15 protein-coding genes are annotated in these 26607 nt (G+C 36.3%); 13 read left to right on the forward strand and 2 right to left on the reverse strand.

Annotation, left to right across the window (positions count from 1 at the left end):
- The first annotated feature begins 63 nt into the window (after positions 1–63).
- The 3 genes from M2265_RS22520 (at position 64) to M2265_RS22530 (ending at position 6097) form a co-directional block, all read left to right on the forward strand.
- Positions 64–3222, forward strand: a complete 3159-nt coding sequence (locus tag M2265_RS22520; protein ID WP_243655425.1) for a SusC/RagA family TonB-linked outer membrane protein — start codon at positions 64–66, stop codon at positions 3220–3222.
- A gap of 67 nt (positions 3223–3289) precedes the next feature.
- Positions 3290–4852: a SusD/RagB family nutrient-binding outer membrane lipoprotein gene (locus M2265_RS22525; RefSeq protein ID WP_132770510.1), complete on the forward strand. Its 1563-nt coding sequence runs from the start codon at positions 3290–3292 to the stop codon at positions 4850–4852.
- A 198-nt stretch (positions 4853–5050) separates the two neighbouring features.
- Positions 5051–6097, forward strand: coding sequence for a succinylglutamate desuccinylase/aspartoacylase family protein (locus M2265_RS22530; RefSeq protein WP_132770509.1), 1047 nt, complete (start codon positions 5051–5053; stop codon positions 6095–6097).
- 199 nt (positions 6098–6296) lie between these two features.
- On the opposite strand, the gene M2265_RS22535 is transcribed toward M2265_RS22530, so the two are convergent.
- The gene (locus M2265_RS22535; RefSeq protein ID WP_132770507.1) at positions 6297–8462 is read right to left on the reverse strand and encodes a TonB-dependent siderophore receptor; all 2166 of its coding nucleotides are present in this window, start codon (positions 8460–8462) and stop codon (positions 6297–6299) included.
- A gap of 932 nt (positions 8463–9394) precedes the next feature.
- Positions 9395–11674, reverse strand: a complete 2280-nt coding sequence (locus M2265_RS22540; RefSeq protein ID WP_132770505.1) for a GH92 family glycosyl hydrolase — start codon at positions 11672–11674, stop codon at positions 9395–9397.
- A 360-nt stretch (positions 11675–12034) separates the two neighbouring features.
- Between M2265_RS22540 and M2265_RS22545 the strand changes: the two genes are divergently transcribed.
- The 10 genes from M2265_RS22545 to M2265_RS22590 all read left to right on the forward strand — a co-directional run bounded on the left by M2265_RS22545 (position 12035) and on the right by M2265_RS22590 (position 26597).
- Complete coding sequence (locus M2265_RS22545) at positions 12035–12706, forward strand: hypothetical protein (protein ID WP_132770503.1); 672 nt, start codon at positions 12035–12037, stop codon at positions 12704–12706.
- A gap of 8 nt (positions 12707–12714) precedes the next feature.
- Positions 12715–12966, forward strand: coding sequence for a hypothetical protein (locus tag M2265_RS22550; protein ID WP_132770502.1), 252 nt, complete (start codon positions 12715–12717; stop codon positions 12964–12966).
- Between the two features lie 221 nt (positions 12967–13187).
- Positions 13188–16352 (forward strand): TonB-dependent receptor, encoded by a 3165-nt coding sequence (locus M2265_RS22555; RefSeq protein WP_132770500.1) that lies wholly within the window; start codon positions 13188–13190, stop codon positions 16350–16352.
- 13 nt (positions 16353–16365) lie between these two features.
- Entirely contained in the window at positions 16366–18897 is a 2532-nt protein-coding gene (locus M2265_RS22560) for a phosphocholine-specific phospholipase C (RefSeq protein WP_132770498.1), read from the forward strand.
- A gap of 197 nt (positions 18898–19094) precedes the next feature.
- On the forward strand, positions 19095–19472 hold the full coding sequence (locus M2265_RS22565) for a hypothetical protein (RefSeq protein ID WP_132770497.1): 378 nt from the start codon (positions 19095–19097) through the stop codon (positions 19470–19472).
- 277 nt (positions 19473–19749) lie between these two features.
- Positions 19750–20328 (forward strand): Crp/Fnr family transcriptional regulator, encoded by a 579-nt coding sequence (locus tag M2265_RS22570; protein ID WP_132770495.1) that lies wholly within the window; start codon positions 19750–19752, stop codon positions 20326–20328.
- Between the two features lie 175 nt (positions 20329–20503).
- A complete protein-coding gene (locus tag M2265_RS22575; RefSeq protein ID WP_132770493.1) occupies positions 20504–20911 on the forward strand; it encodes a response regulator transcription factor in 408 nt (135 codons plus the stop codon).
- 231 nt (positions 20912–21142) lie between these two features.
- Positions 21143–21736: an RNA polymerase sigma factor gene (locus M2265_RS22580; protein ID WP_132770491.1), complete on the forward strand. Its 594-nt coding sequence runs from the start codon at positions 21143–21145 to the stop codon at positions 21734–21736.
- Positions 21737–21933: 197 nt separating this feature from the next.
- Positions 21934–22959, forward strand: coding sequence for a FecR family protein (locus M2265_RS22585; RefSeq protein ID WP_165905902.1), 1026 nt, complete (start codon positions 21934–21936; stop codon positions 22957–22959).
- 71 nt (positions 22960–23030) lie between these two features.
- Positions 23031–26597: a SusC/RagA family TonB-linked outer membrane protein gene (locus M2265_RS22590; RefSeq protein WP_132770487.1), complete on the forward strand. Its 3567-nt coding sequence runs from the start codon at positions 23031–23033 to the stop codon at positions 26595–26597.
- Positions 26598–26607 lie beyond the last annotated feature (10 nt).

A 26607-nucleotide genomic window follows, 5' to 3' on the forward strand; every position in this document is an offset into this window, starting at 1 on the left:
TGTGCTTTAAGGGCAGATAATCTGTTCTTAACAATTGTAAACTATTTCATTTATTTAAAAACTATGTGGCATTCTGACAAAATCAAAGTAGCGATGTCGACCAAGCAGTGGATAATACCGCTTGTCGCTCTCGCAACAAGTTATTCACAGGTTCATGCAGCAACTGCTTTATCCTTTGCCAACACGGATATTAGTGCATTGCATGTTCAAAAAACAATAAGCGGTACGATAAAGGACGCTGGTACTGGACAAGGAATTTCAGGAGTGACCATCAGTGTGAAAGGAACTAACATTGCTACTCAATCTGACGCAACTGGCCGATATACAATTGCGGCAAACGCAGGACAGTCGCTTATTGTCAGTTTTATCGGTTATGAAACTCAAGAGGTCATGGTTGGAGATAAAACTTCACTTGATTTACGATTAACAGCTTCAAGTACGCAGATGGAGGAAGTTGTCGTTACAGCATTAGGTATCATGCGTGAAAAGAAATCATTGGGTTATTCAACCACTTCTGTAAAAGGAGATGATTTCACTGCTGCTCGTGACCCCAATTTAGGTAATGCATTAAGTGGTAAAGTGGCCGGTGTAAGTGTTGCAGGTAATTCAACAGGATTGGGAGGAAGTAGCCGTGTGGTTATTCGTGGTGCTGCTTCAATGACAGGTAACAATATGCCATTATACGTTGTCGATGGTATTCCTTTAACCAATAGTAATCAAGGTTCTGCTGGACAGTATGGAGGAATGGATATGGGTGATGGTTTGAATAGCATCAATGCCGATGATATTGAAAATATTCAGGTATTAAAAGGAGCAGCGGCTTCAGCACTTTACGGATACAGAGGTGGAAATGGTGTAATTATGATCACGACCAAATCTGGGAAGGGAAGTCAAGGTATTGGTGTCGATTTGAATAATAATATGACCGTTAATACAATATATGATTTTCGTGATTTTCAAGATACCTATGGGCAGGGAAGACAGGGGATTAAACCTGCTGCTATCGGTGCGGCAAATGATACCTATAACCAAAGTTGGGGAGCGAAAATGGACGGAAGTCAAGCCGTCAACAAATTTGGAAATAATTATGCCTATTCACCTATCGATAATTGGAAAAACTTCTACCGTACAGGTTTAAGCAACCAAACGTCTGTAGCGGTTAGCGGAAGTGACGAAAAATCAACTTTTCGTCTTGGTCTAAATAATATGTACGAAGGTTCTATTCTTCCCAATGCTAAATCAAACCAAAGAGGAGCCAATTTAAATACCACTTACAAAATTACGCCAAAGGTACAATTGGGTATTAATGCCAATTATATGTTCGAATTTGTCAATAATCGCGCAAATCTTTCGGATGGAAATGGTAACACAAATGCCAGTCTTCTTTACTTAGCAAATACTTATGATGTTCGTTGGCTAGAGGCGGAGGTAGATGAATTTGGAAAGGAACTGCAACCCGGAAACAACGTTTATTTTAATAACCCTTATTTTTTGCAAAACCGTAAGTCTAATAAGTCAACTAAGAAAAGACTCACAGGTGGATTCAATTTGCGTTATGATATTACCGATTGGTTGTATGCGCAGGGAGCTGTTACAAGAGACGGTTTCAATCTCGCTTTCAAACAGGTTCAACCTAAAGGTGCTTCTGCCGACCCTAATGGATATATCAATGAATATAATAACGAGTTTGAAGAAACAAATTTTAACTACCTGATCGGGGCCAAGAAAAAGTTAGGTGATTTTTCTATCTCGGCAACTGTCGGTGGGAATCACCAAAAAACGCGTAGCGAAACCTGGGGAACCGACGGCGGAATTCGTCCTTTCATTTTAGATGGTTTTTATTCGACAGGGAATGTGGCAGCGGGCACACGTACTTTTAAGAAGCTATATGATGAATATCTAGTAAAATCTTTTTATGGTACTGCTGATTTTGCCTATAAAGATTTCCTGTTTTTAAACTTATCGGCTCGTAACGATTGGTTTTCAACACTTGATCCAGAAAATAATGGTTACCTGTATCCATCAGCTAGTTTAAGTTACGTCTTTACCGACCACCTTAAGTTACCAGAATGGATCAATATGGGTAAATTGAGGTTGTCTCGAGCTGCATCGTCCAATGGAACTAGCGCTTATCGAACGGCATTGGCATACCAAATGCAATCATTTGAGATTCAGGGTCAACCAATCGGAACGATTAAAAATTCGACAGTTCCAAATGCCAATTTGAAACCTGTGCGAATCGCGGAATGGGAAGCTGGAGCAAATCTTGAATTTTGGGGTAATAGAATGGGGTTAGATTTGGCTGTTTATCAAAAAACAACAACTGATGATCTTGTTCAGGTGACCACAAGTACGGGATCGGGTTATTCATCTGCAATGCAAAATATAGGTGAGCTCCGTAACAAAGGTATTGAAGTTTTATTGTACGGTGATGTAATACGCGCTACAGATTTTAAATGGAAGAGTTCCATTAACTTTGCTTTCAATGATAGTGAAGTCTTGAGTCTTGGGGCTCAAAATAATTTAATTTTTGAGGGAGGTCTTTCAAGATCGGGAAATGCTTCTGTACAGAATGTTGTTGGCTTAGCTTATGGACAGATCGTTGGATACAAATATAAAACTGATGTTTCTGGAAATCGTATTTTTGATGATAAAGGTCTTCCTGTTCGCTCTGATGCTGTAGAAGTACTTGGCAGCGGTGTGCATAGATTTACTGGCGGCTTTAGAAATGACTTTACCTATAAGAATTTTAGTTTAGGTATGTTGTTGGATGTCAAGTTAGGTGGAAAGATCTTTTCAGGTACCAACCTAAATTTATACGGATCGGGCTTACATAAGGCTACTTTGGAAGGTAGAGAAGGTAAAATCGTTGGAAAAGGAGTAAATCTTTCTGGTACAGCGAATACCACTGCTGTTGATGCAGAAACGTACTGGAAATATGTCGTCGATCAATCGTTTACCGAGGAGTTTGTGTATGATGCTGGTTTTGTTAAATTAAGAGAGATCTCTTTTGGATACAGGTTACCAAGTTCATTCTTATCGAAAACACCTTTTAGAAGTGCTTCTCTATCTTTAGTAGGACGTAATTTATGGACGATCCATAAAAATACGCCTAATATAGATCCAGAATCTGCTTATAACACGAGCAATGCCCAAGGGCTTGAATTGAACGGTTATCCAATGACACGTAATGTTGGTTTTAACCTTAATCTAAAATTCTAAAAAGAATGATTTAGCGGCTTGCTAAACGATCAGATTGAAAATTAGAAACCGGAAAAAGAAAGAAAAAATGAAAACGAAATTATTATACCTCTGCGCTGTACTGGGACTTGGATTGTCCTCTTGTACTAAATTTGGAGATGTGAATGTCGATCCTGAAGCCATAGGAAAAGACAATATGGATTATAAATTGCTTTTTACCAATGTACAGCAATATGGCTACGGTACAGAGTATGAAGCCTGGCGTAATGGCTTGATCTATATCAGTACCATGATTCAGCACACTGCATCTGTTGAAAGTTATTGGAATGGCGATAAGTATACCTATAGCGCTGGTTATAATGCAGCATATTGGGATCGGATGTATCCCAATGGTGTGCGCGATGTTGTGGATCTGATGGAGAACTGGAAAGATAAAGAGAATTTTTATACCGAGTACCAAATGGCACGGATCATGAAAGTTCTTATCTTTCATAGAATGACCGATCTTTATGGTGATGTCCCTTACTCTGAGGCAGGACTAGCATATTATCAAGGAAAAGGATATCCTGTCTATGATACCCAGGAGTCTATTTACTTGGATATGCTTAAAGAGCTTAAGGAAGCTTCGACCAACCTGAATGGTAAGACTTCTACGATTGGCACTGCAGATATTATATATCAAGGTGATGTGGTCAAATGGCAAAAATTTGCCTATTCGATGATGCTGCGCTTGGGTATGCGTCTTTCTAAAGTAAATGCTGACCTGGCTAAGACTTGGGTCAATACAGCAGTTACGGGAGGTCTCTTTACGAGTAACGACGAAAGTGCTCTTGTACTACATCCAGGAGCGGTAACAGCCAACAATAGTGCTGAGCCCTTTGCAAAGATTTATGCACACGAAGATCCTAATGCTTACCGTATGAGTGAATCTTTTATCAATTTGCTGAAAAATACCAACGATCCAAGATTACGATTTATTGCAACAGTAGTAGCAGATCCTAAAATTAAAGTAGATGATTCTCGTTGGTCAAGGGGCGATACGACTGCTAGTAAGCAATTGGGGATGCCTAATGGTTATGACCAAAATGACGGCGGAGCGACTTTTATTGAAGATTATCCATTATTTCCTGGATCGATAAATAATTATTCTGTTGTCAATAGATATACTTATGCTCGTCTTGATGCACCTACATTTCTAGTGACATTTGCAGAAAATCAACTTTTGTTAGCTGAAGCAGCGCAAAGAGGTTGGATCTCCGGATCTGCTAAAAGCTACTATGAAGCAGGGGTGCGAGCCGCCATGAAACAATTTACCCAATTTAACATTACGGGAATAGATGATGCTGCAATTGCACGTTATTTAACACAAAATCCATTTACGGATTCCAAAGCTTTAGAACAGATCAATACGCAATATTACATCAATACATTTTCTGATGAGTATGAGTCTTTTGCTAACTGGAGAAGATCTGGATATCCGGTATTAAAGCAGGTCAATTATATTGGTAATGCAACAAATGGCACTATCCCGAGACGATTTACCTATCCAACAGAAGAAGCAGCAGTCAATGCTACCAATTATCAGCAAGCTGTTGGACGATTAGATAAAGGTGACCAAATGACTTCTCGGGTTTGGTGGGATAAACCTTAATGATAATAAAAGTGCTTATAATAATGATAAGTTCATTTAGAAATATAACAATGGATTAATTTTATTGAAGTAAGATTTTGTCTATTAAGTTTAAAGAGTTACATCGAAAGTTGTAACTCTTTTTATTTTATAGCATCGGTATTGCCAATTCTACAGTTTTATGTATATTTGCAACATTATTGCATTAATGGTTGTTTTATGAAAAAAATTCTTTTAATAATGTTTATGCTAATGGTATTTCAATCAACAAAGGCTCAGATATCAAGCATTAAAAATATTCTGAATCAAGAAAAATCAACTGTAATAGATACTTCATTTCGAATCAAATCTACCGATAGCCTGGCTGTAGGTATACCGATAACGCTGATCAGTGGAGCTAAAAAAGGTCCTACTTTCACCATTATGGCAGGCATTCATGGTATGGAGTATCCGACAATACTTTCTTTGTTGCAGTTGCGTAAAGAAATTGATCCTAAAAAACTCAAGGGTAATCTAATTATCATTCCGATTGTCAATGTACCGGCCTTTTATGGACGAACTCCTTTTGTTAATCCGATAGACAGTAAAAACTTAAACAGGGTTTTTCCCGGTGATTCCAATGGAAGTATGACCGAAATGATGGCAGATTTCCTTACCCGAGAAGTCTTTAGTACTACAGATATCCTTTTGGATATGCATGGTGGAGATGTAGGTGAAGATCTTATTCCTTTTATTTGTTATTATAACAATCATGAATTTCACAAACAGACCAAACAGGCAGCTTTTCTAAGTGAGATTAGCGGATTTGATACGATTGTATCATATGATTATAATCTTGATGCAAATCAACCGGCTATGTATGCTTTTAAACAGGCCGTGAGACAGGGAATTACCGCTTTGAGTATTGAGATCGGAAAATTGGGTAATTCGCATGAAAATGAAATAACGAAGACAAATGATGCGATTTATCGTATACTATCTGCTTTAAATATGTATCATGACCACACGTTTCAACCTATTGATACCAAAAAGATCAGATATACCCAACAAGCGTATATTTCGGTGCCCGTTCAAGGTATATTTTATAGCACTTTAAAAGCCGGAGATCATGTTATTAAAGGTAACGAGATTGGCTATATTACCGATATATTTGGGAATAGGATCAATACAATACTTGCCTCAGCAACGGGAGTTATACTTTATAAGGTTGGTACACCACCTGTAAATAAGGGAGAAACTTTATTTTGCATCGGTATTGATGGATAAAAAAAATTGCTGACAAGAGAATTGCTAGTAATGTGCGTTAATAGCATGTTTTATTCCTAAAAGTGTCCCTTTCCAATGATATGTTATTCAACCCGAAATGAATGTTTTTCTTAGGGAAACCTAAAATTCAGGAGAGAATTTTAGGTTTAATAGTTTTATCCAACATGGTATTTAAATAGGCATTATTTTTTAAATAATTTTATAGATTAAGTGACATTGACAATATCCATTGGCGTAAATTGCCTTGCGAAATAAATCCTCGACCGCCATAATAGTAGTGTTCATTTAAAAGATTATCAGCTGTAAGATTACAAGTAAATTTTTTATGATGGTAAGCTACTGTACTATTAAATAACGTATAATTGTCCGTAGAAAAAGTACCTGCCGTAGTATTGTTGATAATTAAATCTTTACCAATAAAGTTGCCACCCAGCCCTAAAGTCCATTTACTTTCAGCATCTATCAATAATTGATAATTAGCATACCAGGTTGCCGACCATTCAGGTCCAGCATTTACTGGTCTTAGGCCCTTCGTTGTCCCTTCGCCGATTGTTATTTTACTATCATTATAGGCAAGCCCCCCATGAAGGAATAAATTTCTAATGGGCTGAGTTTGCATATCCACTTCCACACCACGGCTATATTGCTTTCCCCCTTGGGTATATCTAGTGACATCATGCTGATCAGTCATTACGGTATTATGGACTTGAATATTATAATAACTTATTGTAACATCCATTCTTTGATTAGGAGAAGAAGCTTTAATGCCCGATTCCCACTGTGTACCATACTGCGGTTTAAAATTATACAGTACTCCGTCAATACTCGTTGGAGCTATGTTTTGAAAACCACTCATATAGTTTGCAAATATGGTAAAAGTTTTGGGTATGAACTGGTAGGTAAGACCTATCTTTGGTGTTATGGAGCTTTGTTTATATGCTCCAGTACGGGTTGCTGTAGAGATATCCTTTGTGCCTAAGTTAATTAACCGGTCATATCTTGCACTTAACATAATTGATAATGCATCAAATGGTTTGAGGACATTGGAAATATATGCAGAGTATGTATTTTGAGGTGCTGTCGTATGGCTCGGTAGTTTAGATAAAACTTTTTTTGAGATCAGATCTTCACTAAATAATGTTGTAGATGTCATAGGAGTATCATTAGATACAGTATCGATATATCCTGCGTTTTTATAATTGGCAGTATAACTATAGCGATAGTAATCTAAACCAATTAATAGTTTGTTATACCAATTGCCAATACTGAAATTACCAATAAAATTTTGTTGAATTTGATGATTGGTTATGTCTTCGGCATCATAGCGTAATACTTTTCTTGCTACTGAACTGTTATTATCTACTAATAAATTGGTTTGATAATCACCCTTTGAACTGCCATATGTTGAAGCAAAGTTGGTTTCTGATTGCCATTGGTCAGAAATTAAATAGCTTACTTTACCGTACATATTGATCGATGTTGTTTTCCATAATATGCTATTATCCGTATATGACCGCGTATAGTCTAGTTTCAAATCTTTAGAATTTTGAATATGCACTGGCGCGCCATTTACAAGTGGGTTTGCAGGTGTAAATAAAGGACTGTTTGTTGCTTCTTTATTTAAAAATTCTGCCTCCAACTTAACTTTCAATTTTGGATTTACTTGGTGGCTAAAGCTTGGTGCAAAAAATATATTTTTGTTTAATCCTTGATCTTGAAAACTTTTCCTGTTCATATAAGTTCCGGACATTCTGAAAAGCGTTTTATGGTCAGTATCCAAAGGTGTGTTTACTTCCATCGTTGCGCGTTGTAGGTTATTATTACCTGCAGCAAGTGAAACATGTGTAAATGTGCTGTCAACAGGAGCAAAAGTCAATATATTAATGAGTCCGCCAAAAACCATATTAGCGCCACCGAACAAAGTTCCGCTGGGTCCTTTTATGACATCTATCTGCTGGACATTGGTATTATCATCACTGTATTGTAAATAGGCATTTAAACCATTTCTAAAATTACTTCGAGTTCTAAAACCACGGATAGTGAAGTTAGGTGCTAGACCTGCCCAGCTAGGTGTAACTCCGGTTGCATTAGATAGCATTGCAGTCTGGGTATAATAATTTCTGTTCTGCGTCAGTTTTATACCTACACTTGTTGTGACCTGTGGATTTTCATGATCATGGATATTGAGTCGAGCTGTCTGAAAACTAGATCTATCTTTTTCGCTAATATGACCTTTTACAAATGCCGAATCTAATTGGTTTAATATTAGGGAATCCCTCGATTGTGCATTTGCATTTTGGCTGTAAAGAATAAAGATAATGACAGGTACAATATAAAATTTAAAGTATATGCGCTGTAGAAACATGATTACCGATGGATAATATAAAATAGGATTAAAAAATATAGAAAATCACGATATGATTATTTGAAGTACCAATAATCTATTCTCGTATTCTAAGATGAATTGTTCTGCCCCGAATTAACTTGTTATAGATTTCATTGGTTAAATATGCCAATTGTATACTGCTGAACTTTAATTTGATAGCAATAGTAATCATTGCCAACTGTGTAAAGCTTAGGCTAATAAATTTTATATATCGATTAGACTACACTATATTAAACAAAGACGAGCTTTTTATTATTCAAGTTAACTTCAAGAAAAAAAGTGGTAAATGTGATTAGTTATTGGTAAATATCGCAAATTGAGTCATCAGTTTTGAAATTCAATGCGTGTAGTTAGAATAACTATATTATATATTAATGCCAGTGGGAGGGCGCAGTAATCTATTGAAATGGTCCACTTTTCGTAAGGGAACTGTTGTTACTAAATATCTTTTATCTAGGTGTGGTACAGAATGATCAATTTTATTTGCTGGGAAGTAATTAAAACAAAATAGAACAGTAGATTTTGAAAAATTCTCCTGGATTGCTTTTTTTCTGTCAGCTTCTTTTCTTAAAGCTTTCATCAGGAAGCAACTACCATTACAATGCATTGAAATATTGTTTTTATTGATACAATATTTAGAAGCGATTTCGGTTCTGTTTGCATAAAAATTCACAACTATTATAACTTTACTGCAACTCATCATCATGATGCAGATCAATAGCAATATTGTTGTAAATGATTTTAAATTCAATTCAGTGATTTTAATAAAATTGTTGCAAAGATAGGTTTTTTATCCTCATTTAATATACCATATTTTCGACGAGTAAACTGATGAATTCTAGAGCGGATAAATAACTTTTGTGAAGAATAAAAAGGAAAGCCATAGAGACTTTCCTTTTTATATATACAGTTTATTCAGTTGAGAAGGGTCTGTTTTTTTTATCAATTCCAAATGTTTTGGAGGGCGTAGCACCCATATAAAATTCAAGTGTACCACCTTTTATGATATCCTCATAGGAGATATACGACTTTAGATAAGATTTTCCGTTCAATTTTATGGATTGAATATAGATATTTTTTTCAGAATTGTTATTGGCTTTGATCTTTAACACTTTTCCTTTACCAACAGCTATAGTTGCTTGATCAAAAAGTGGACTTCCAAATACAAATGGACCACCGGCGGGCGAAACCTGGTAAAATCCTAGCGAAGATAAAATATACCAGGCAGACATCTGGCCTACATCTTCATTGCCCGATAAGCCGTCGGGAGCATCAGTGTACAAATTATTTAATGTTTCGCGGATCCTTTTTGCAGCTTTATATGGCTGTCCTGCATAATTATATAAATATATAACATGGTGGCTAGGTTCATTTCCGTGTGCATATTGTCCGATCAGTCCACTGATGTCCGGAGATGCCTCACCTCCGAGATTGCCTTCGACCACAAACAATGAATCAAGTTTAGTGATAAATTTATCATCGCTACCAAATAAATTTATAAAATTATTTACGTCATGTGGCACTAACCATGTATATTGCCAAGCATTACCTTCTGTATAATCGTGCGCCATATGAGCGGAATGGAAAGGATCAAATTTGCCTTGACGCCAATTGCCTTTTGAGTCTTTACCACGTAAAAATTGAAGATCTTTATCAAAGTAATGTTGGTAAGCTTTACTTCTTTTCAAAAAGTAATCATAATCTTTTTTCTCACCGCGCATTTTTGCAACTTGTGCTAGACTCCAATCCGCCAGACCAAACTCTAATCCTTTCGCAACAGATTCAATTTCCTCCTCATCAAATGGAACATATCCATATTTTTTATAAGAATTTAGTCCTCTGTCATCCTTCATCGCAGATGCTTTCATAGCCTCATAGGCTAAGTTTTTATCAAATCCATCTATACCTTTTAGATAGGCGTCAGCCACGACATTAATGCCTGGATTACCGACCATGCAATCTGTTTCATTTGCTGCTAGGTGCCAGACAGGAAGCTTACCTTGTTCTTGATAGATACGGAGCATACTATTTATCATATCAGGTACCCGTTCCTGGTGGATAATATTCATTAAAGGATGTCCTGCACGATAAGTGTCCCACATCGGGAATATTGTATAGTTATCACCCTGGTTGAGTTTATGAACTTTAAAATCTGAACCCATGTACTGTCCATTTACATCGCTGAATAAGGAAGGTGCAATCATGGTGTGATAAAGCGCTGTATAAAATATTTTTTTATGCTTAATATCATTTGTTTCGATTTCTATTTTATTAAGCTGATTTTCCCATAGCTGATTTGCCTCATGTTTTGTCCTTTCAAAATTCCAGTCGGATAGCTCCTGAGATAAATTTTGCTTGGCATTTTCAATGCTTACGGGTGATAATGCAACTTTTACAAGTAAATCATTGATCGTTTTGCTTTTAGCAAAAATGAGTTCACCATAGGCACTGGTTACGGTAATTTGCTTACCATCCTTTATAGCTGTAGAATCTGCTAATCTATATGATATGATGGGTCTGGAGAATTTTGCTGTAAAGTAAATTTTTTGATTTTTTGCCCATCCTTTAGAATAGCGGTAGCCCGATATGGTGCTGTCATTTTCTACGATAAGATTTCCTTCTTTTTCGCCTTCCCATCCAGTACCAGCATCGAGGTTAATCAATACTTTTGGAGTTTCATTTGCGGGGTACGTATAATGGTGAAATCCCACACGTTTAGTTGTTGTCAATTCTACATCTACTCCAAACCTGTCCAGATGAACGGCATAGTAACCCGGTTCAATTTTTTCTGTTTTTCTTTTGAAGAATGAATATGCTCCAGAGTCTTGATTATCGTGGTTACCACGGGCAAAAACTACATTTCCTGTAAAAGGTAGGAGTGCAATATCGCCTAGATCACCAATTCCGGTGCCACTAAGATGTTGGTGTGCAAAACCCAAAATAGTTGAGTCCGAAATATGGTATCCAGAAACCCAGTCCCATCCGTTTGAAATATTATTTGGACCGAGTTGTACCATTCCGTAAGGCACATTGGCTCCTACAAATACGTGTCCATGGCCACCAGTGCCAATATATGGATCCACGTATTGTGATAATGAAGATTGTTTTGAGTGCTGGCCATTACAGACGGTAGAAAATGATAATAGTCCAAGAAAAATTAGACTCTGCTGTTTAACTGTTTTTATGAGCATGTATTAAAAAGGTTGATGTATTCATATTATTCTGGAAATATAACAAACGTATTTAAAAAAAAGAAAAGTAGCTAGGTCAATATATGTATTTAAATATATGGCGGAAAATAAAAACGATTAAAATTTTAGTCCTATCGGCATTTTGAATACTAATAATTCGTGTAGAAGAAGATTTTAGATAAATTTTCCATGTAATGAGTGTGGTGTGAGTGTAAAATATACACTATATATCTTAATTAACAAAAAGGTAATAATGTCACTACTTAAAGTTAATTCAAGCTTTTTGCTGAGTTAACAATGTGTTTAAACAAGGATCTTAAACTTGTACTGTTTTAAATCACCTTAAAAACAGAATTAAACATGAAAAAAAATCTTTTATTTGTCACTCTCCTCATTGGAGTGTTATTCGGATGCTCCAAAACAGAACTAGCAGAATCCGGTAATTTAAAGACTGAACACATTGTTGCTAAAACAGCAAAACAAAGTTTCAGTAAATTAAACTCTTTAGGACTGTCTCCAAATGTACAGTCACAATATCAAAATTTATTATCAGAAGGATTGAGTTCCGATACGGTAAACGGGCGGATCAATATGTATAATGATCTAGATTCATTAGTCGCTTTTATTATAAACAGTAAACTTACTTTTGTTTATCACGGATTCGGCGGAAATATTGAAGCACCTGATAATAATACGGTCGCTATCTTCGGTCGTTTCAATGATATGATTCATGGTTATGGTACAAAGGTATTTGTTCAAGGTCCTAATAAATTATATGGTACTGGATTGAATTTGAGTGGTCTAAATATCTTAAATCTTTCTGATTGGACTTGGGAGGCTAACAAGAATTGGGTAATCCAAACGGCTAACCGTGGTGATATCATTCGTTTTATTTCTGATCCTTCAGATCTGCGTAACATTTACAGAAATGGTGTAAATGGTGAGAAAACCACTACAGGCATGGAAGTGGCTGTACTCGATAGTCTAGGTTTTGAGTGGAATCCATCCTTACACCAATTTATCAAAAATTAGCACTGAACATGGATATCAACAGTATAATAGTCAGAGATTTTACAGCAACATCACAAGGGATCGTTAAAGTGGGCATCCAGCTCATCTTGGAACAGGAGTGGGGAGTAGGTAAAGAACAATTGGCAAGAAGTATCCTGCAATTGTCTAAAGGATCTCTGCCAAAATTTACGAATCTGATGGCAATGATCGATCCAAGGGATGTTCTTATGTTGGCTCAGGAAGAACCGGAAGAGATCCGTAATCGCTATGGACAGATTTGATATTCACATACTTTAAAGTGTAGATGGACAGTATACATAAGCTGTATACTGTCCATTCTATTTAAAGCTACTTAAACAGTTTCTTTATTTTTTATGTTTTGAATCCTTTTGGTTTGGAAATGGATTACTAAAAATAACATGTCCAACTTTGCTGGATTATCCTAAACAATTATACGAAAGTATATTATCGCAGATTTACCTTACATTATCGATCATTTAAAATGCACAAATTTTTATCAGCATTCCCAATAGCAGCAGTTTGTTCTCTTGTGAATATTTCGGAAGGATATGCTCAGGCAACTAATGCTAGTATTGCGGGAATAATTAGTGACAGCAATAATAAACTGGTGGCGGGAGCTACAGTGATGGTACGAAATGAATCTACCGGATTTACAACTACGACAACCACCAATTCAAGTGGTGAGTATCTTTTCCAACAATTACCGCTAGGTAAACCATATTCTATTCGGGTAAACCATATGGCCTATGGTGAAATTCGTGAAGACGGATATGCTCTTAATCAAGGAGACCAGCTTCGCTTAAATATTGTATTACGCGAGAACAGTACAACTTTGGAAACTGTGGAGGTGAAAGGAACCGCTAATCTCAAAAATACGATCCGAAACCTCGGAGCTTCAACTGCTGTGACAGCGAGAGATTTAGAACGTCTGCCTGTAAATGGAAGAAATTTTACATCCTTAATCAATCTTTCTCCACTGAGTAACGGTAGCCAATTGTCTGGTCAGATTGCCTCATCTACAAATTTTACAATTGATGGTATGAGTTCACGTGGACCATTATCTGGAGGTACAACTAACCGCGGACCATATTCTGTTTCGATGGAAGCAATCCGAGAATTTGAAATTGCGACCAACCAGTATGATGTTACCTATGGCAGAGCCGGTGGTGGTACCATCAGTACCGCGACTAAATCGGGTACGAATACTTTTACAGGTAGCGTGTTTACCTATGGACGAACGGCTGGATTGTCTAGTCCTTACGATATCCGTGGAAACAAAATCGACCAGGAATATTCGACCTATCAGTTCGGTTTTTCTCTCGGCGGACCTATTGTAAAGGATAAAGCGCACTTCTTTATTGCCCTGGATCAACAGGCAGATTCCCGACCTTTTTATATTGCCGATATTCGAACTACGGAGGACGAGTCTCGATTAAATATCACACAGTCTATCTTAGACCAATTCTTGGGAATAGCTAGAAATAAATATGGTGTGGCGGGTTCTCAACAAACGGGAGCATTTGATCGGAAGCGTCCGACGACAACTGTCTTTGCACGTGTGGACTGGCAGTTGAACCAGAAAAATCTATTAACGGTGCGCAATAACTTTGTTCGTGATATGAACAATTATGGGGTGTCTGATAATACGACGATAAATTTATATGAGGTATATGGATCGCATCTATCGAAAGATAACAGTCTTATGGCTTCATTGCGTACTTCTCTTGCTCCAAAAGTGACCAATGAACTGAAGGTTCAGTATCTATATACCGTGGATGATGCCAGCCCAAATAGTCAGTTACCGTCTGCTAATATACCACGGGCAATTGTGCAAAATGTGGAATCAACAATTGGGGGTAAACCTGTAAACACCAATATCCAATTGGGAGGGCAGCGCTACCTGCCTGAAGTATTTAAAAATCATGTCGTGCAATTAGTAGATAATCTATATTGGACAAAAAATAAAATCAATTACACCTTTGGTACTGACATCATGTATACCAAGTTGAGTTCTTTAGCAACTAGTGAAATGAATGGACGTTTCTATTTTAGTGGAATGGATAATTTTAACAATCAAACTCCATTTCGTTATGCAAGAGAAGTAGCATTGGTAGACGATCCTACGATTAAACAGGGTGTTCTAAATGGGGGCTTATATGCACAGGCGCAGTCTAATCTGGGATCGGGTATGGATCTTACAGTTGGGATACGTGCTGATTATACACATTATTTTGATAAACCTCTGTTTAATGAGGCTGTTTTCAAAGCACTTGATCTTCGTACAGACAATGGAGTAAGTACTTTTCAGGTACAGCCTAGATTTCAATTGACATGGGATATTGGTGAAAACCAACGTGATATCTTACGCATAGGTGCTGGTATCTTCGGTTCTAATCTGAACAATTATTCAATGGTCAATAATATGCTCAACGATGGCTCTAAAGTTGCTTCTGTGGATATCTCTGGAGATCTGGTTCCTAGACCAGACTTTATAGGTTATCGCAATGATCCACTTACAGCTCCGGGACAAGAATTATTTAATCTTCCCGGTGTCGAAAAAGTAAGTACGATCAATATGAACAACAAGGATATTAAAGTCCCGACTTTATACAAAGCAAATCTTTCTTATAACCGTTTCTTCTCGGACAGAATACGTGTAGGGGCAACGTTTTCGATGGCTTTGGCGCGGAATAACTACATGTATGTGGACCGAAATATGGTTGATAATCCGGTTTTTCGTCTTGAGAATGAAGCAAACAGAGGTGTCTTTGTACCCATGAGCGGCATCAATGCTACAAATGGAGCCGCAGATTGGACAACAGGAAGGAAAAGTAAGGATGTAAGCCGTGTCCTTGAGCTTGTGAGTGAAGGAAAGGTCAATCAATATGCTTTGGTGTTGGATGCAACTGCACGCTACTATAAAGATGGCCAGTTTACCGTTAGCTATACTTGGAATAACACTAAAGATAATACCTCATACAATGGTAATGTCGCAAATTCTGCTACACTCAATCTGATGGTAGCAGATGACCCTCGTAATCTAGAGACTATGGCATATTCAGATAGTCATTTCCGTAATAAAGTTGTCTTATACGGAACATTGCCAAGTTTTTATGGGGTTAGTTTTGGAGTTCGTTATTCTGGTATTGGTGGTACACGTTACTCGCTGGCAGTCAATGGAAATGTAAATGGTGATTTCGTCAATAGTAATGATCTTGCATTTATTTTTGATCCGAATAACAGTAGTAACAGTATTGCTATTCGCGAGGGTATTCAGTCGATAATTGATAATCCTGAAGCAGATAAACGATTCAAAGAATATGTAAGCGGGCATCTGGGACAAATAGCAGAACGTAATGGAGTGGAAAATGGTTTTTATGGTGTTTGGGATATCCGGGCAAGTAAAAAATTTAATTTATTTCGCACGCATGCTATCGAAGTGTCTGCTGATGTTTTCAACTTTGCCAACCTGTTGAATAAGGAGTGGGGTGTAGATCATTCCCTGGGTAAGCAAAATCTGACAACGATCCGTGGCTTTAATAAAGAAACGGGGCAATATACCTATCAAGTAAATCCAAATGCTGGAGTTAAAGGGTTTACGGGTAATCCATACCAGATCCAGTTAGGAGTTCGTTATAGTTTTTAAATAATAGTGGAACATGAATAGCTCAAGAAGAGATTTTATAAAAAAGTCGGCACTCCTTTCTGGGAGTGCCGCTTTGGCAGGTATGCTACCAGCCACGATACAAAGAGCTTTGGCGATCAATCCGGAGGCAGGTAGTACATTTTATGATGCCGAACATGTTGTTTTTTTGATGCAGGAAAACCGTTCTTTTGACCATCTGTATGGTACATTGAAGGGTATTCGCGGATTCAATGACCCAAGGGCGATCAGTCTGCCGAATGGAAATAGCGTATGGGCACAATCTACTGAAGATGGAAAGACCTATATACCTTTTAGGTTGAATGTAAAAGATACAAAAGCACCATGGATGGGCTCGACACCACATGGATGGGCTGATCAGACAGATGCGCGTAATGCAGGTAAATATGATCGTTGGTTGAATGTTAAGAAACCTTATAATAAAGATTATGCAGATGTTCCTTTAACATTAGGGTACTGTGATCGATCAGACTTTCCTTTTTATTATTCTCTGGCCGATGCATTTACAGTTTGTGATCAGCATTTTTGCTCCAGTATCACGGGGACACATCCAAACAGATGGTACTGGATGACGGGCACTGTACGCGAAAAGAACGAACCGCAAGCGAAAGCACATCTTTGGAATATAAGCGATTATAATAAACCGACTTTGAATTGGAAGACTTTTCCAGAAAGACTGGAAGAGAAAGGTATATCGTGGCGCATATACCAAAATGAATTGACGATAGGCGCTGGCCTCAGCGGAGAGGAAAGCAATTGGCTGGGTAATTTTGGTACCAACGTGATGGAATATTTCAAAGCTTACAATGTGAGGCTACATCCCGGTAATGTCCATAATCTGAATCAACGTAAAAAAGTGGTACAGCAAGAAATCGATCGTATCGGCGCAAATCCATCAGAAGAGGCTGATCAACGTAGATTGCAGGCTGCTATAAAAGTATTGGGGATGATTGATGAAAGTTTAGAGATCTACACAATAGGTAATTTTGAGAAACTTACGTCTCGGGAAAAGTCACTCAATAATAAGGCATTTACCATTAATAGTAATGACCCTGATTTTCACTCATTAACTACTTTGATGTATAAAGACGGCAATGAGGAACGAAAGTTACAAGTTCCAAAAGGAGATGTACTTCATCAATTTCGTGATGATGTCGCTCAGAATAAATTGCCAACAGTATCTTGGTTAATGACACCCGCAAATTTTTCTGATCATCCAGGTAGACCATGGTTCGGTTCATGGTATGTCAACGAGGTGATGGAAATATTATTGAAAAATCCAGAAGTATGGAAAAAAACCATATTTATCCTTACTTATGATGAAAATGATGGTTTTTTTGACCATGTGCCCCCTTATGCCGCACCAAATCCTTATCGACAGGATGTAGGTAAAGTATCGGCCAATATTGATGCAAAAATGGAATGGGTATTGAAAGATCAACAAACGAATCCTTCTGCTATGGACGACCGTATTCGTGAAAGTTCGATCGGTCTTGGTTACCGTGTTCCTCTTGTAATTGCATCACCATGGACCAGAGGTGGTTTTGTAAATTCGGAATTGTTTGATCATACTTCATCACTCCGTTTTTTAGAAAATTTTTTAGCACGAAAATTCGGTAAAGATATACGGGAAGAAAATATCACGACTTGGCGTCGCAGTATTTGTGGAGATCTGACTTCTATTTTTCGACCTTTTAATAAAGATAAAACAGATCCGGTGGACCATATCGATAAACAAGCTTTTATCGAAGATGTATATAAGTCTCAATATAAAGATATACCCAAGAACTATCGTCCACTGACTGTGGAAGAGGTTGTAAAGATCAATAGGGATCCGAAGAGCTTCTCTTTGTTTCCAGTGCAGGAGAAAGGAATTAAATCGTCTTGCCCTATCCCTTACGAGCTGTATGTCGACGGAAATTTTGATCATGAAAATAAAAAATATGAGGTCACTTTCCAGGCAGGAAATCAAGTGCATCAATCTAAATCTAATGGAGCTCCTTTTTTACTTTATGCTATCGAACCGTATGAGAATGAGCTATTGCGTACATGGGAGTATGCTGTAACTGCTGGCGATTTGCTAAAAGATAGTTGGAACTTATCTTCTTTTAAGAACGGAAATTATCATTTTAAAACATATGCACCTAATGGTTTTTACAGAGAATTTCGTGGTACAAGTCATCATCCTGAAATATCTGTTAAGTGTGGTTATGAGTTTGAAAAAGGTTATAGTAATTGTTTAACCGGTAGTGTGCAGTTGAATTTTCATAATAGTAGTGCTGAAGAAAGAAAATTGACCATTAAAGATGCAAGTTATCAACAGCAATCTAAAGCTATTATTTTAAAGCCAAATGAAAAAAAGAGTATCGTAGTTGCGTTATCTGCTAGTCATGGTTGGTATGATCTAGTTATTGAGGCTACTGGATTTCCGAACTGGTTGGAGCGTTTTGCCGGTCACGTAGAGACAGGACAAGTTTCTAAAACAGATCCCTTAATGGGAGGGGTATATTCCATAAAAAACGCTTGAGTCTGAGAAACTCAAGCGTTTTATCTAACCAATTATTAACCTAATTTATGAAATAATTATATTACATAATTTGTGCCATAATTTTTAATAAAAGATATTTTGTATTTATTCAAGTATATTGTTACAATTAATATGTTGTAAAGATCATGCTGAAAATTGCAAATATTGAATAAATTTAAATTTATATATTTGAAAATATGAACTTATATCGTCTTATAATTTTAGTCTTCAGTGTGCTATTGTTATCATCTCATGCTCAACAAAACCCGATCCATAAAAAGTGGAAGCTTGTTGCCGAAGAAATAACCTATTTTAATTTTGATAATACACGTTATGAAGAATCTAGAGATAGGTTGGATTCTATTAAAAATGAAACGGTTCTATTTTTACCGAATGGCTCATTTAAATCCAGTGATGGTGATGGGTCTTATAAAATTATAAAAGATTCTGTGCACTTATTTCTCAATGGGAGTACAGTATCCTTAAAATACGAATTGAAAAATTCTAAACTCGTTATGGAGAGACATATAAAAGAAAGTAGGTTTATAATTAGATCTAAACTCTATTTGGAATAACCGTTTTCTTCACATTTAATATTCAATTATTTGTGTGTCCATTTTATGAGATGATTGTTATTTAATATTTTAAAAACCTTTTTTTTGTTTTTGAAAACCCTTAGTTGCATTAGCTAAATGATTACTATATTTTCTGGAAAAAGGCATTCAAAAAGCATGCTATTCTTGAAGATTCTATTGTATAATATTTTAAACAGTTCTTTTATCATATTTGCTATTTAAATAGGTCTTTACATATATTTAATTTTCCAATTATCCGTTACAAATTAATATTTAAATGATATATCACTACATCACTGAAAAATTTTCACATTTTAATCTTAATGAGGAAGAAATTTACGAACTATCTAAAATTCTGACTTTTAAAAAGATTCATCGAAAAGAAATACTGTTTTGTGCTGGTGAACGTGTTAATACTATTGCACTTATTGTTAAAGGTTCAGTTTATGGCAGTATTTTAAATGTTGATGGAGTTGTACAAATTACAAGCTTTCATTATCCTTCTTCGTTATTAGAAATTGTTTTTAATTATGAGGATTATTTACTAAATAATTCTTCACAAATGATTTTTAGGGCTTATGATGATGCTCTACTACTTTTGTTGGATATCGCCGCTGTAAAGCGTCTATATGAAAAGTTTCCAAGGTTTTATCAATTGGAACTTATGATTATGGAACCAAATCTTGTGATGGCTTTAAAAAATGTAGGAATATTACAAGCCAAAACTGCAACTGATAAAATAAAATTATTGAAAGATAATTTTCCTCAGATATTTCAAATATTCCCATACAGTTACATTGCATCATTTTTGGGTATACATCGTAATACCTTTAATAAGGTAATGACCAGTATTTAAATAGAACTTGTCAAGGTGCTTATTTGACTTTATAAGCCACTTTAAATGTTCGACTATAAGATGTTAAATTGCAGTAGTATGCTTTACAGTTTTTTAGTAATCATAGTGTTTTTTACGTATATTTTTTGCACATTTTTGGTCATCTTTTATTTTTTGTTGATACTAATTTTGAACAATGGATGGTAGATTAATTAATAAAAGAAAAATAACTATAGCAATTGTCGATAGTTCCTCCATTATTAGACAAATGCTGTCATTATTGGTAGAAAGAGATGTACGTTTTAAGCTATTCGGTGCTTTTGCGAACGGAACAGAATTAATTACCAATGATGAAGAGATTAGTTGCTTTCCTTCCGTTTGTTTGCTAGATATTGTGATGCCTACATTTAGAAGTTTTCAAACTGCCAGATTTTTGAAAGAAAAATATCCGAAAATAAATATTTTTGGATACAGTTCTTACAGCCAAGGAGCACATATGTACGGAATTAACAAAGATCATTGTAATTTAGGGTTTCAAAGAGATAAATGGAAAATTACCCAGCTTCTCGATATAATCTATGAAGAATGTCGTAGTCTGAATTGATCGAAAGGATGTTCGGTCTTTAGTTGAGAATATTCTTATTTACAATTTGCAATACTATAGGTTGTCATTTCTATTCTTTAATTTTCTAATTTATATTTTTCTTTTTACCATTCACTATAATTTAAGCGCATTATAAATATTTTATGGTTTAGAAATTTTAAACATTTTTTATACATTTGGAAACGAAGATTTTCATAATTGAACTCATCTTGAAAAATCTTGCGTTAACTTATGGATTCCGATTTACAGATATGGCAGATGTTCCAGGTTGGACATGAAGCATCGTTTAAAGTACTTTTTGAACGATACAATCAGCTTTTGTACAATTATGGCTTTAAATTTACACAGGATAATGTTGTTATCGAAGATAGTATACAAGAACTGTTTGTCAAACTTTGGAGTAATAAAGAAAACTTAAATTCTGAGATCTCTGTCAAAAATTATCTGTATAAATCTTACCGTCGCATTTTGGTCAAAAATCTTGAACAAATGATAAAACGCGATCAGGTAACAACGACCTCAATTGAACATCTTCCATTTACGATAGAACTTCCTCACGATGTAAGTATGATTAGGAAGGAACGTGTAATGGAGATAAAAAGCAAGTTGGACCAGGCTTTATCTAAAATGTCAGCTAGGCAAAGAGAAATTATTCACCTCCGTTTTTTTGAAGAATTGACATATGCTGAGATCGCTAATATTATGGAATTATCAACAAAGGATACCTATAAATTATATTATCGGGCATTGGATAGTTTAAAGAAACACTTTGGAAGATTTGGAGTTTTGGTTCTTTTGCATCTTTTGAACCAGGTCAAAACTTGAATTTGATACAAAAATATCTTCCTATTAGATATAAAGAATTGGCGCTCCCTGCGCTGTAAGCAACAAATAACCTTAATTATTGGTGATTTCCTAAACATTCTTCAATTTTTATAAAAAAAATAAAATTTATTGGGATAAAATTTTGGAAACAGGTGTATCTATATTAAAGTAGCAAGTGTATCTATTTGAAAATGGTTATGGACTCTCAATTTGAAAAATATAAAAATTATAAAGCAGCAGATTTTTTTGCTGATGAAAATTTTGTTCAATCGAATTTGGAACCGACGGCAAATGATTTTTGGGTCAGATTGGGATCTTATGACTCTGAACTTGCAGTCGAAATGGATAATGCCAGACTTTGGATGACATTAATTAAAGAACAACCAATTGTTAAAGGTCAGGTATCGAGTGATGAGCGTTGGAACAATATTCAAAAAGCTGTTCCCGCATATGTGTTAAAACAACGTAAACAACAATTGATCAAAATGATGATCAGATGGACTGCTCGAGCAGCAGCAATCATTGCATTTGTTTTTATAATTTATGATATCAGCCAATTTGGAACCAAATCTACCAATACAGCATATGGAGAGCGAACTGAGTTATTGCTTCCTGACGCATCGATTATCAAATTGAATAGCAACTCCAAGTTATCCTATGTACGTGATTGGAAAACTGATAAACCACGGGAGGTATGGTTCGAGGGGGAAGGTTTGTTTGATGTCAAACATACAGCCGTTAAAAATCGTCTCCAGGAAAATGATCTTTTTGTTGTACATGTAGGCGACTTATCGCTTACTGTGCTAGGTACTAAATTTAATGTAAAAGATCGTCGTGGTCTTATCGAAGTAACTCTTTTTGAAGGGAGCATCAAAATAAATGGGAAAAATGGTTTAGATAGGCTTCTTGAGCCTGGTGAAACATTTATTTATGATGAGGATGCAAAAGTTGATCAGATTGTTCAAATAAATCCGGTGAAGGTTTCGTCATGGACCCGTGGTGAGCTTAATATCGAACATAGCAACTTAGCCAACATCATAAGTGTACTAGAAGATAACTATGGCTATCAGGTCATTGTTGAAGACCCTACTCTTTTGGATAAACGATTTACTGGAACTATTCCTGCAAAAGGAATTGAGGATGTTCTATTCGTTATCAAACATACAATGAACGTAAATATTACCTTGAAAAATAAACAAATAATTATAAAAGCTGACAAATAAAAATAGTAATAAATGACAGCGAAAAAAATGTAATAAACAAACAAACTAACCTTAACAACTAATCAACTTTTATGAAACCAAGATTACTCGTGCTTGTTTTCTGCCTGTTTACCTATGCAGGTGGCTACGCACAAAAAAGAATGGGCCTTACCCAGGCTCTGGGTGAAGTGACCCGAATTTATGGGACAAAATTTTCTTATGAAGAAGGCTTAATTAGAAATGCTTTTGTCGATTCTGAACTGGTCCCTAAAAATAGAAAATTGCCCGTAGAGACGGTTTTGAAGGAACTTTTGTATCCGAATGATTTTTTATTTCTCTATGTGCAAAATAATTATTTTACCATAATTCGTGATGGCCGAGGTAAGAACAACAATGATGGTGACGAGCGTTTTTGGAAGGTGATCACTGGAAATGTAAAAGATAGTAAAGGTGCGCCTTTAGTTGGTGTCACGGTACTTCCAGATGGTTATGCTGTGCGTTCGGGAGTAACAACAAGTAGTGACGGTAGTTTCACTTTGCGTCTACAAGGCCCGGCAGAGGCACTTATTTTTTCATATGTTGGGATGGAACCTCAACGTCGTGTGATTGGTAATAATACACATATCAATGTGACTATGGGGGCTGTCATCAATGAATTGGATGAGGTCGAGGTTCTTTCTACGGGTTATCAGAAAATATCAAAAGAAAGAGCTACTGGTGCATTTAGTTTTATAACAGATAAAGATCTTAAGGAGGTGCCGACAATAAATATCCTTGAACGTTTGGAAGGTTTATCTCCGGGTGTTCAAGTGGATGTTAAAAATAATACGATTAGGATAAGAGGAATTAATTCTTTTGGGTCTACTACTCGTGAGCCTTTGATCGTTGTAGATGGATTTCCTATGACAGAAAACGTGGATAGCCGTTTTAAGTTAACAAAGCAGGTTTCGGGACAATCTGCTGGGGGTGCGGTATTAAGTGCTATTAATCCTGAAGATATCCAAAATATTACTGTTTTAAAGGATGCTGCTGCTGCCTCTATATGGGGCGCCCAGGCGGCCAATGGAGTGATCGTGATCGAAACCAAGAGAGGACGTAGTACGGTTCCTACTATTAATTTTGGTTCTAACTTAAGTATTTCGGCACCTGCTGATTACAAAGGATTAAATAGGATGAGCTCTGCACAGTATATCGATATGGAGAGGGAATTGAAAGAAAAGGGTTTTTACGTAGATAATATAAATAAAGATTCTTGGATGAACTTTAATCATAATCTACCTTTTAGTGAAGCGCTTGAATGGATGTTTAAAGCGGATCGAGGAACTATTTCTGTGGCTGAACGTGACGTTGCGTTAGCAAGACTTTCTGCTATTGATAATTCCAATCAGATTAGAGACAATCTTTTACAAAATGCAACTTCTCAGCAATATAATTTATCCCTTTCCGGTGGTACCAGTAAGAATACATACTATGTGTCTTCCAACTATAGTAAAGATATTCCCGTGTTCCGAGGTAATAAGGGCACGAGTTATTCTTTTGTAAGCAATTTGACTAGTAGCTTATTTAATGATAATGTGAAAATGTTAACAGGATTAAGTTATAATCATGGTAACAGTATTAGTAATCAAGCTACAGTAAATGCGATTGGGGGTACGAACCAAGGTTTAAGACCGTATGAACTTTTGAAAGATGAGTATGGGAACAACATATCTCGAAATATTCTATATCGGGATGAAGTGATGCAGGACTTTTTAAGTAAAGGGTATTTGGATTGGTCTTACAGTCCAATGAATGAATTAAGTGTAACGAATTATAACGGTTTGTCAAATAATATCCGTTTTAATATGGATATCAATACAAAGTTAAATTCATGGATGAATTTCGCTGTGTCTGGTCAATTGCAGCGTACTTTGGAGGAAACAGAAAACATTGACGAACTTAATAGCTACAGTATGCGTAGTCTGATCAATACGGGGACAAGCATTGATCCAACTAATAATAAATTGGTTTATGGTGTTCCTCTTGGTGGAAAACTGCAAAGTTCTAATTATTCTGGATGGCAGTATGTCCTAAGATCGCAACTGAATATTAATAAAGATTTTGGACCTGCTCAAGCGCATAACCTGAGTGTAGTAGGGGGAGTGGAAATGCGCCAAAATCAATATAGAGTGATTGGACAGACTTATTATGGATACAATAAAGATACGTATAGCGTAGCCACAATAAATCCAACTGTTCCTTATGAAACCGTTCAGGGTTGGTCGAGTACCATTGGCGGAAGTAATAGTTTTATGAAAAATATTACAAGAGGATTATCTTATTATTCTAATGCAGCGGCTTCATTTTTTCAGAATAAGTATATGCTTTCAGGAAGTTTGCGGTTTGATGATATGACTGTTTTAGGAGCTTCTCGCGAACAAAGAGCAAAGCCATTATGGTCTCTTGGAGGAAAATGGAATGCTAAAGGTGAAGATTTCTTAAAGGACATTAATTGGATTAACAGTTTATCTTTAAGACTTACTTATGGTCTCAATGGTACTATGCCATCTACCTCTGGTGCTTACACTGTGATAACGATGAGTACGGACAATGAAACAAATGAACAAACGGCTTCTATCTCTTCACCTGCTAATACACAAATAGGTTGGGAGAAGGTGAGAAGTACAAACCTAGGGCTTGACTTTTCCACAATGAGCAATCGTCTATCTGTTGGTTTTGATTACTATACAAAGCGTACGAGCGATATCTTATACTCATTGCCATTTAACGCCACATACGGATGGTCACAATTGACTTTTAATAGTGCTTCTATGAAAGCCCACGGAATAGATTTGGGTATTCGGACAGAATGGATGCGTAGACAAAATTTTGGATGGAATACGGTGTTTAATTTTTCATACAATACCAATGAGGTAACTGATTCACGTTTTAAAGAAAGTACTCTTGTGCAGACAAGGATCGCTGGATCTACACCTACGGTTGGTTTGCCTGTAGGCTATCTCTATGCCTATAATTGGGCGGGATTAGATAAGAATGGTCAATCCCAAGTTTATAATAAAGATGGTGAAGTTATTACAGCAGATAAATTTTCTAATGCAATAACGATAGATGATCTCCGCTACATGGGGCGAACGACAGCACCGTATTTTGGAGGTGTTTTAAATAATTTCACATACAAAGAGTTTACATTCGGTTTTCGTATATCTTATGAATTAGGTCATGTGATGAGAAGACTTTCTGTACAAAATTATCCAAGTTTTGATCAGAGCTTTGGATCATATACTGGGGTTATTGGATCACAGAGAGATCTAGGACTGCGTTGGAGAAAAGAAGGTGATGAAGCAATAACTAACGTTCCGGGAATAGTGAATGATGCAAATCAGTTCAATAGTATTTCTCGCTATCGTGATGCAGATATATTAGTTATAAGTGGAAGTCATGTACGGTTGCAGCAAATTAATCTAGGTTATGCATTTCCATCTAATTTTCTAAAGAAGACACCGTTTAAATCGCTAAATGTGAATGCTAGCGTAAGAAATTTGGGTCTATTATGGAAGGCAAATAAGGCAGGGGTGGATCCTCAATATCTTGGTACCTCCAATTATAATAATTTGCCACCTGCTAAGCAGTTTTTCTTTAGTATAAATACATCATTCTAATCTAGTTAAA

The organism is Sphingobacterium kitahiroshimense, from assembly GCF_025961315.1.
Taxonomy (GTDB): domain Bacteria; phylum Bacteroidota; class Bacteroidia; order Sphingobacteriales; family Sphingobacteriaceae; genus Sphingobacterium; species Sphingobacterium anhuiense.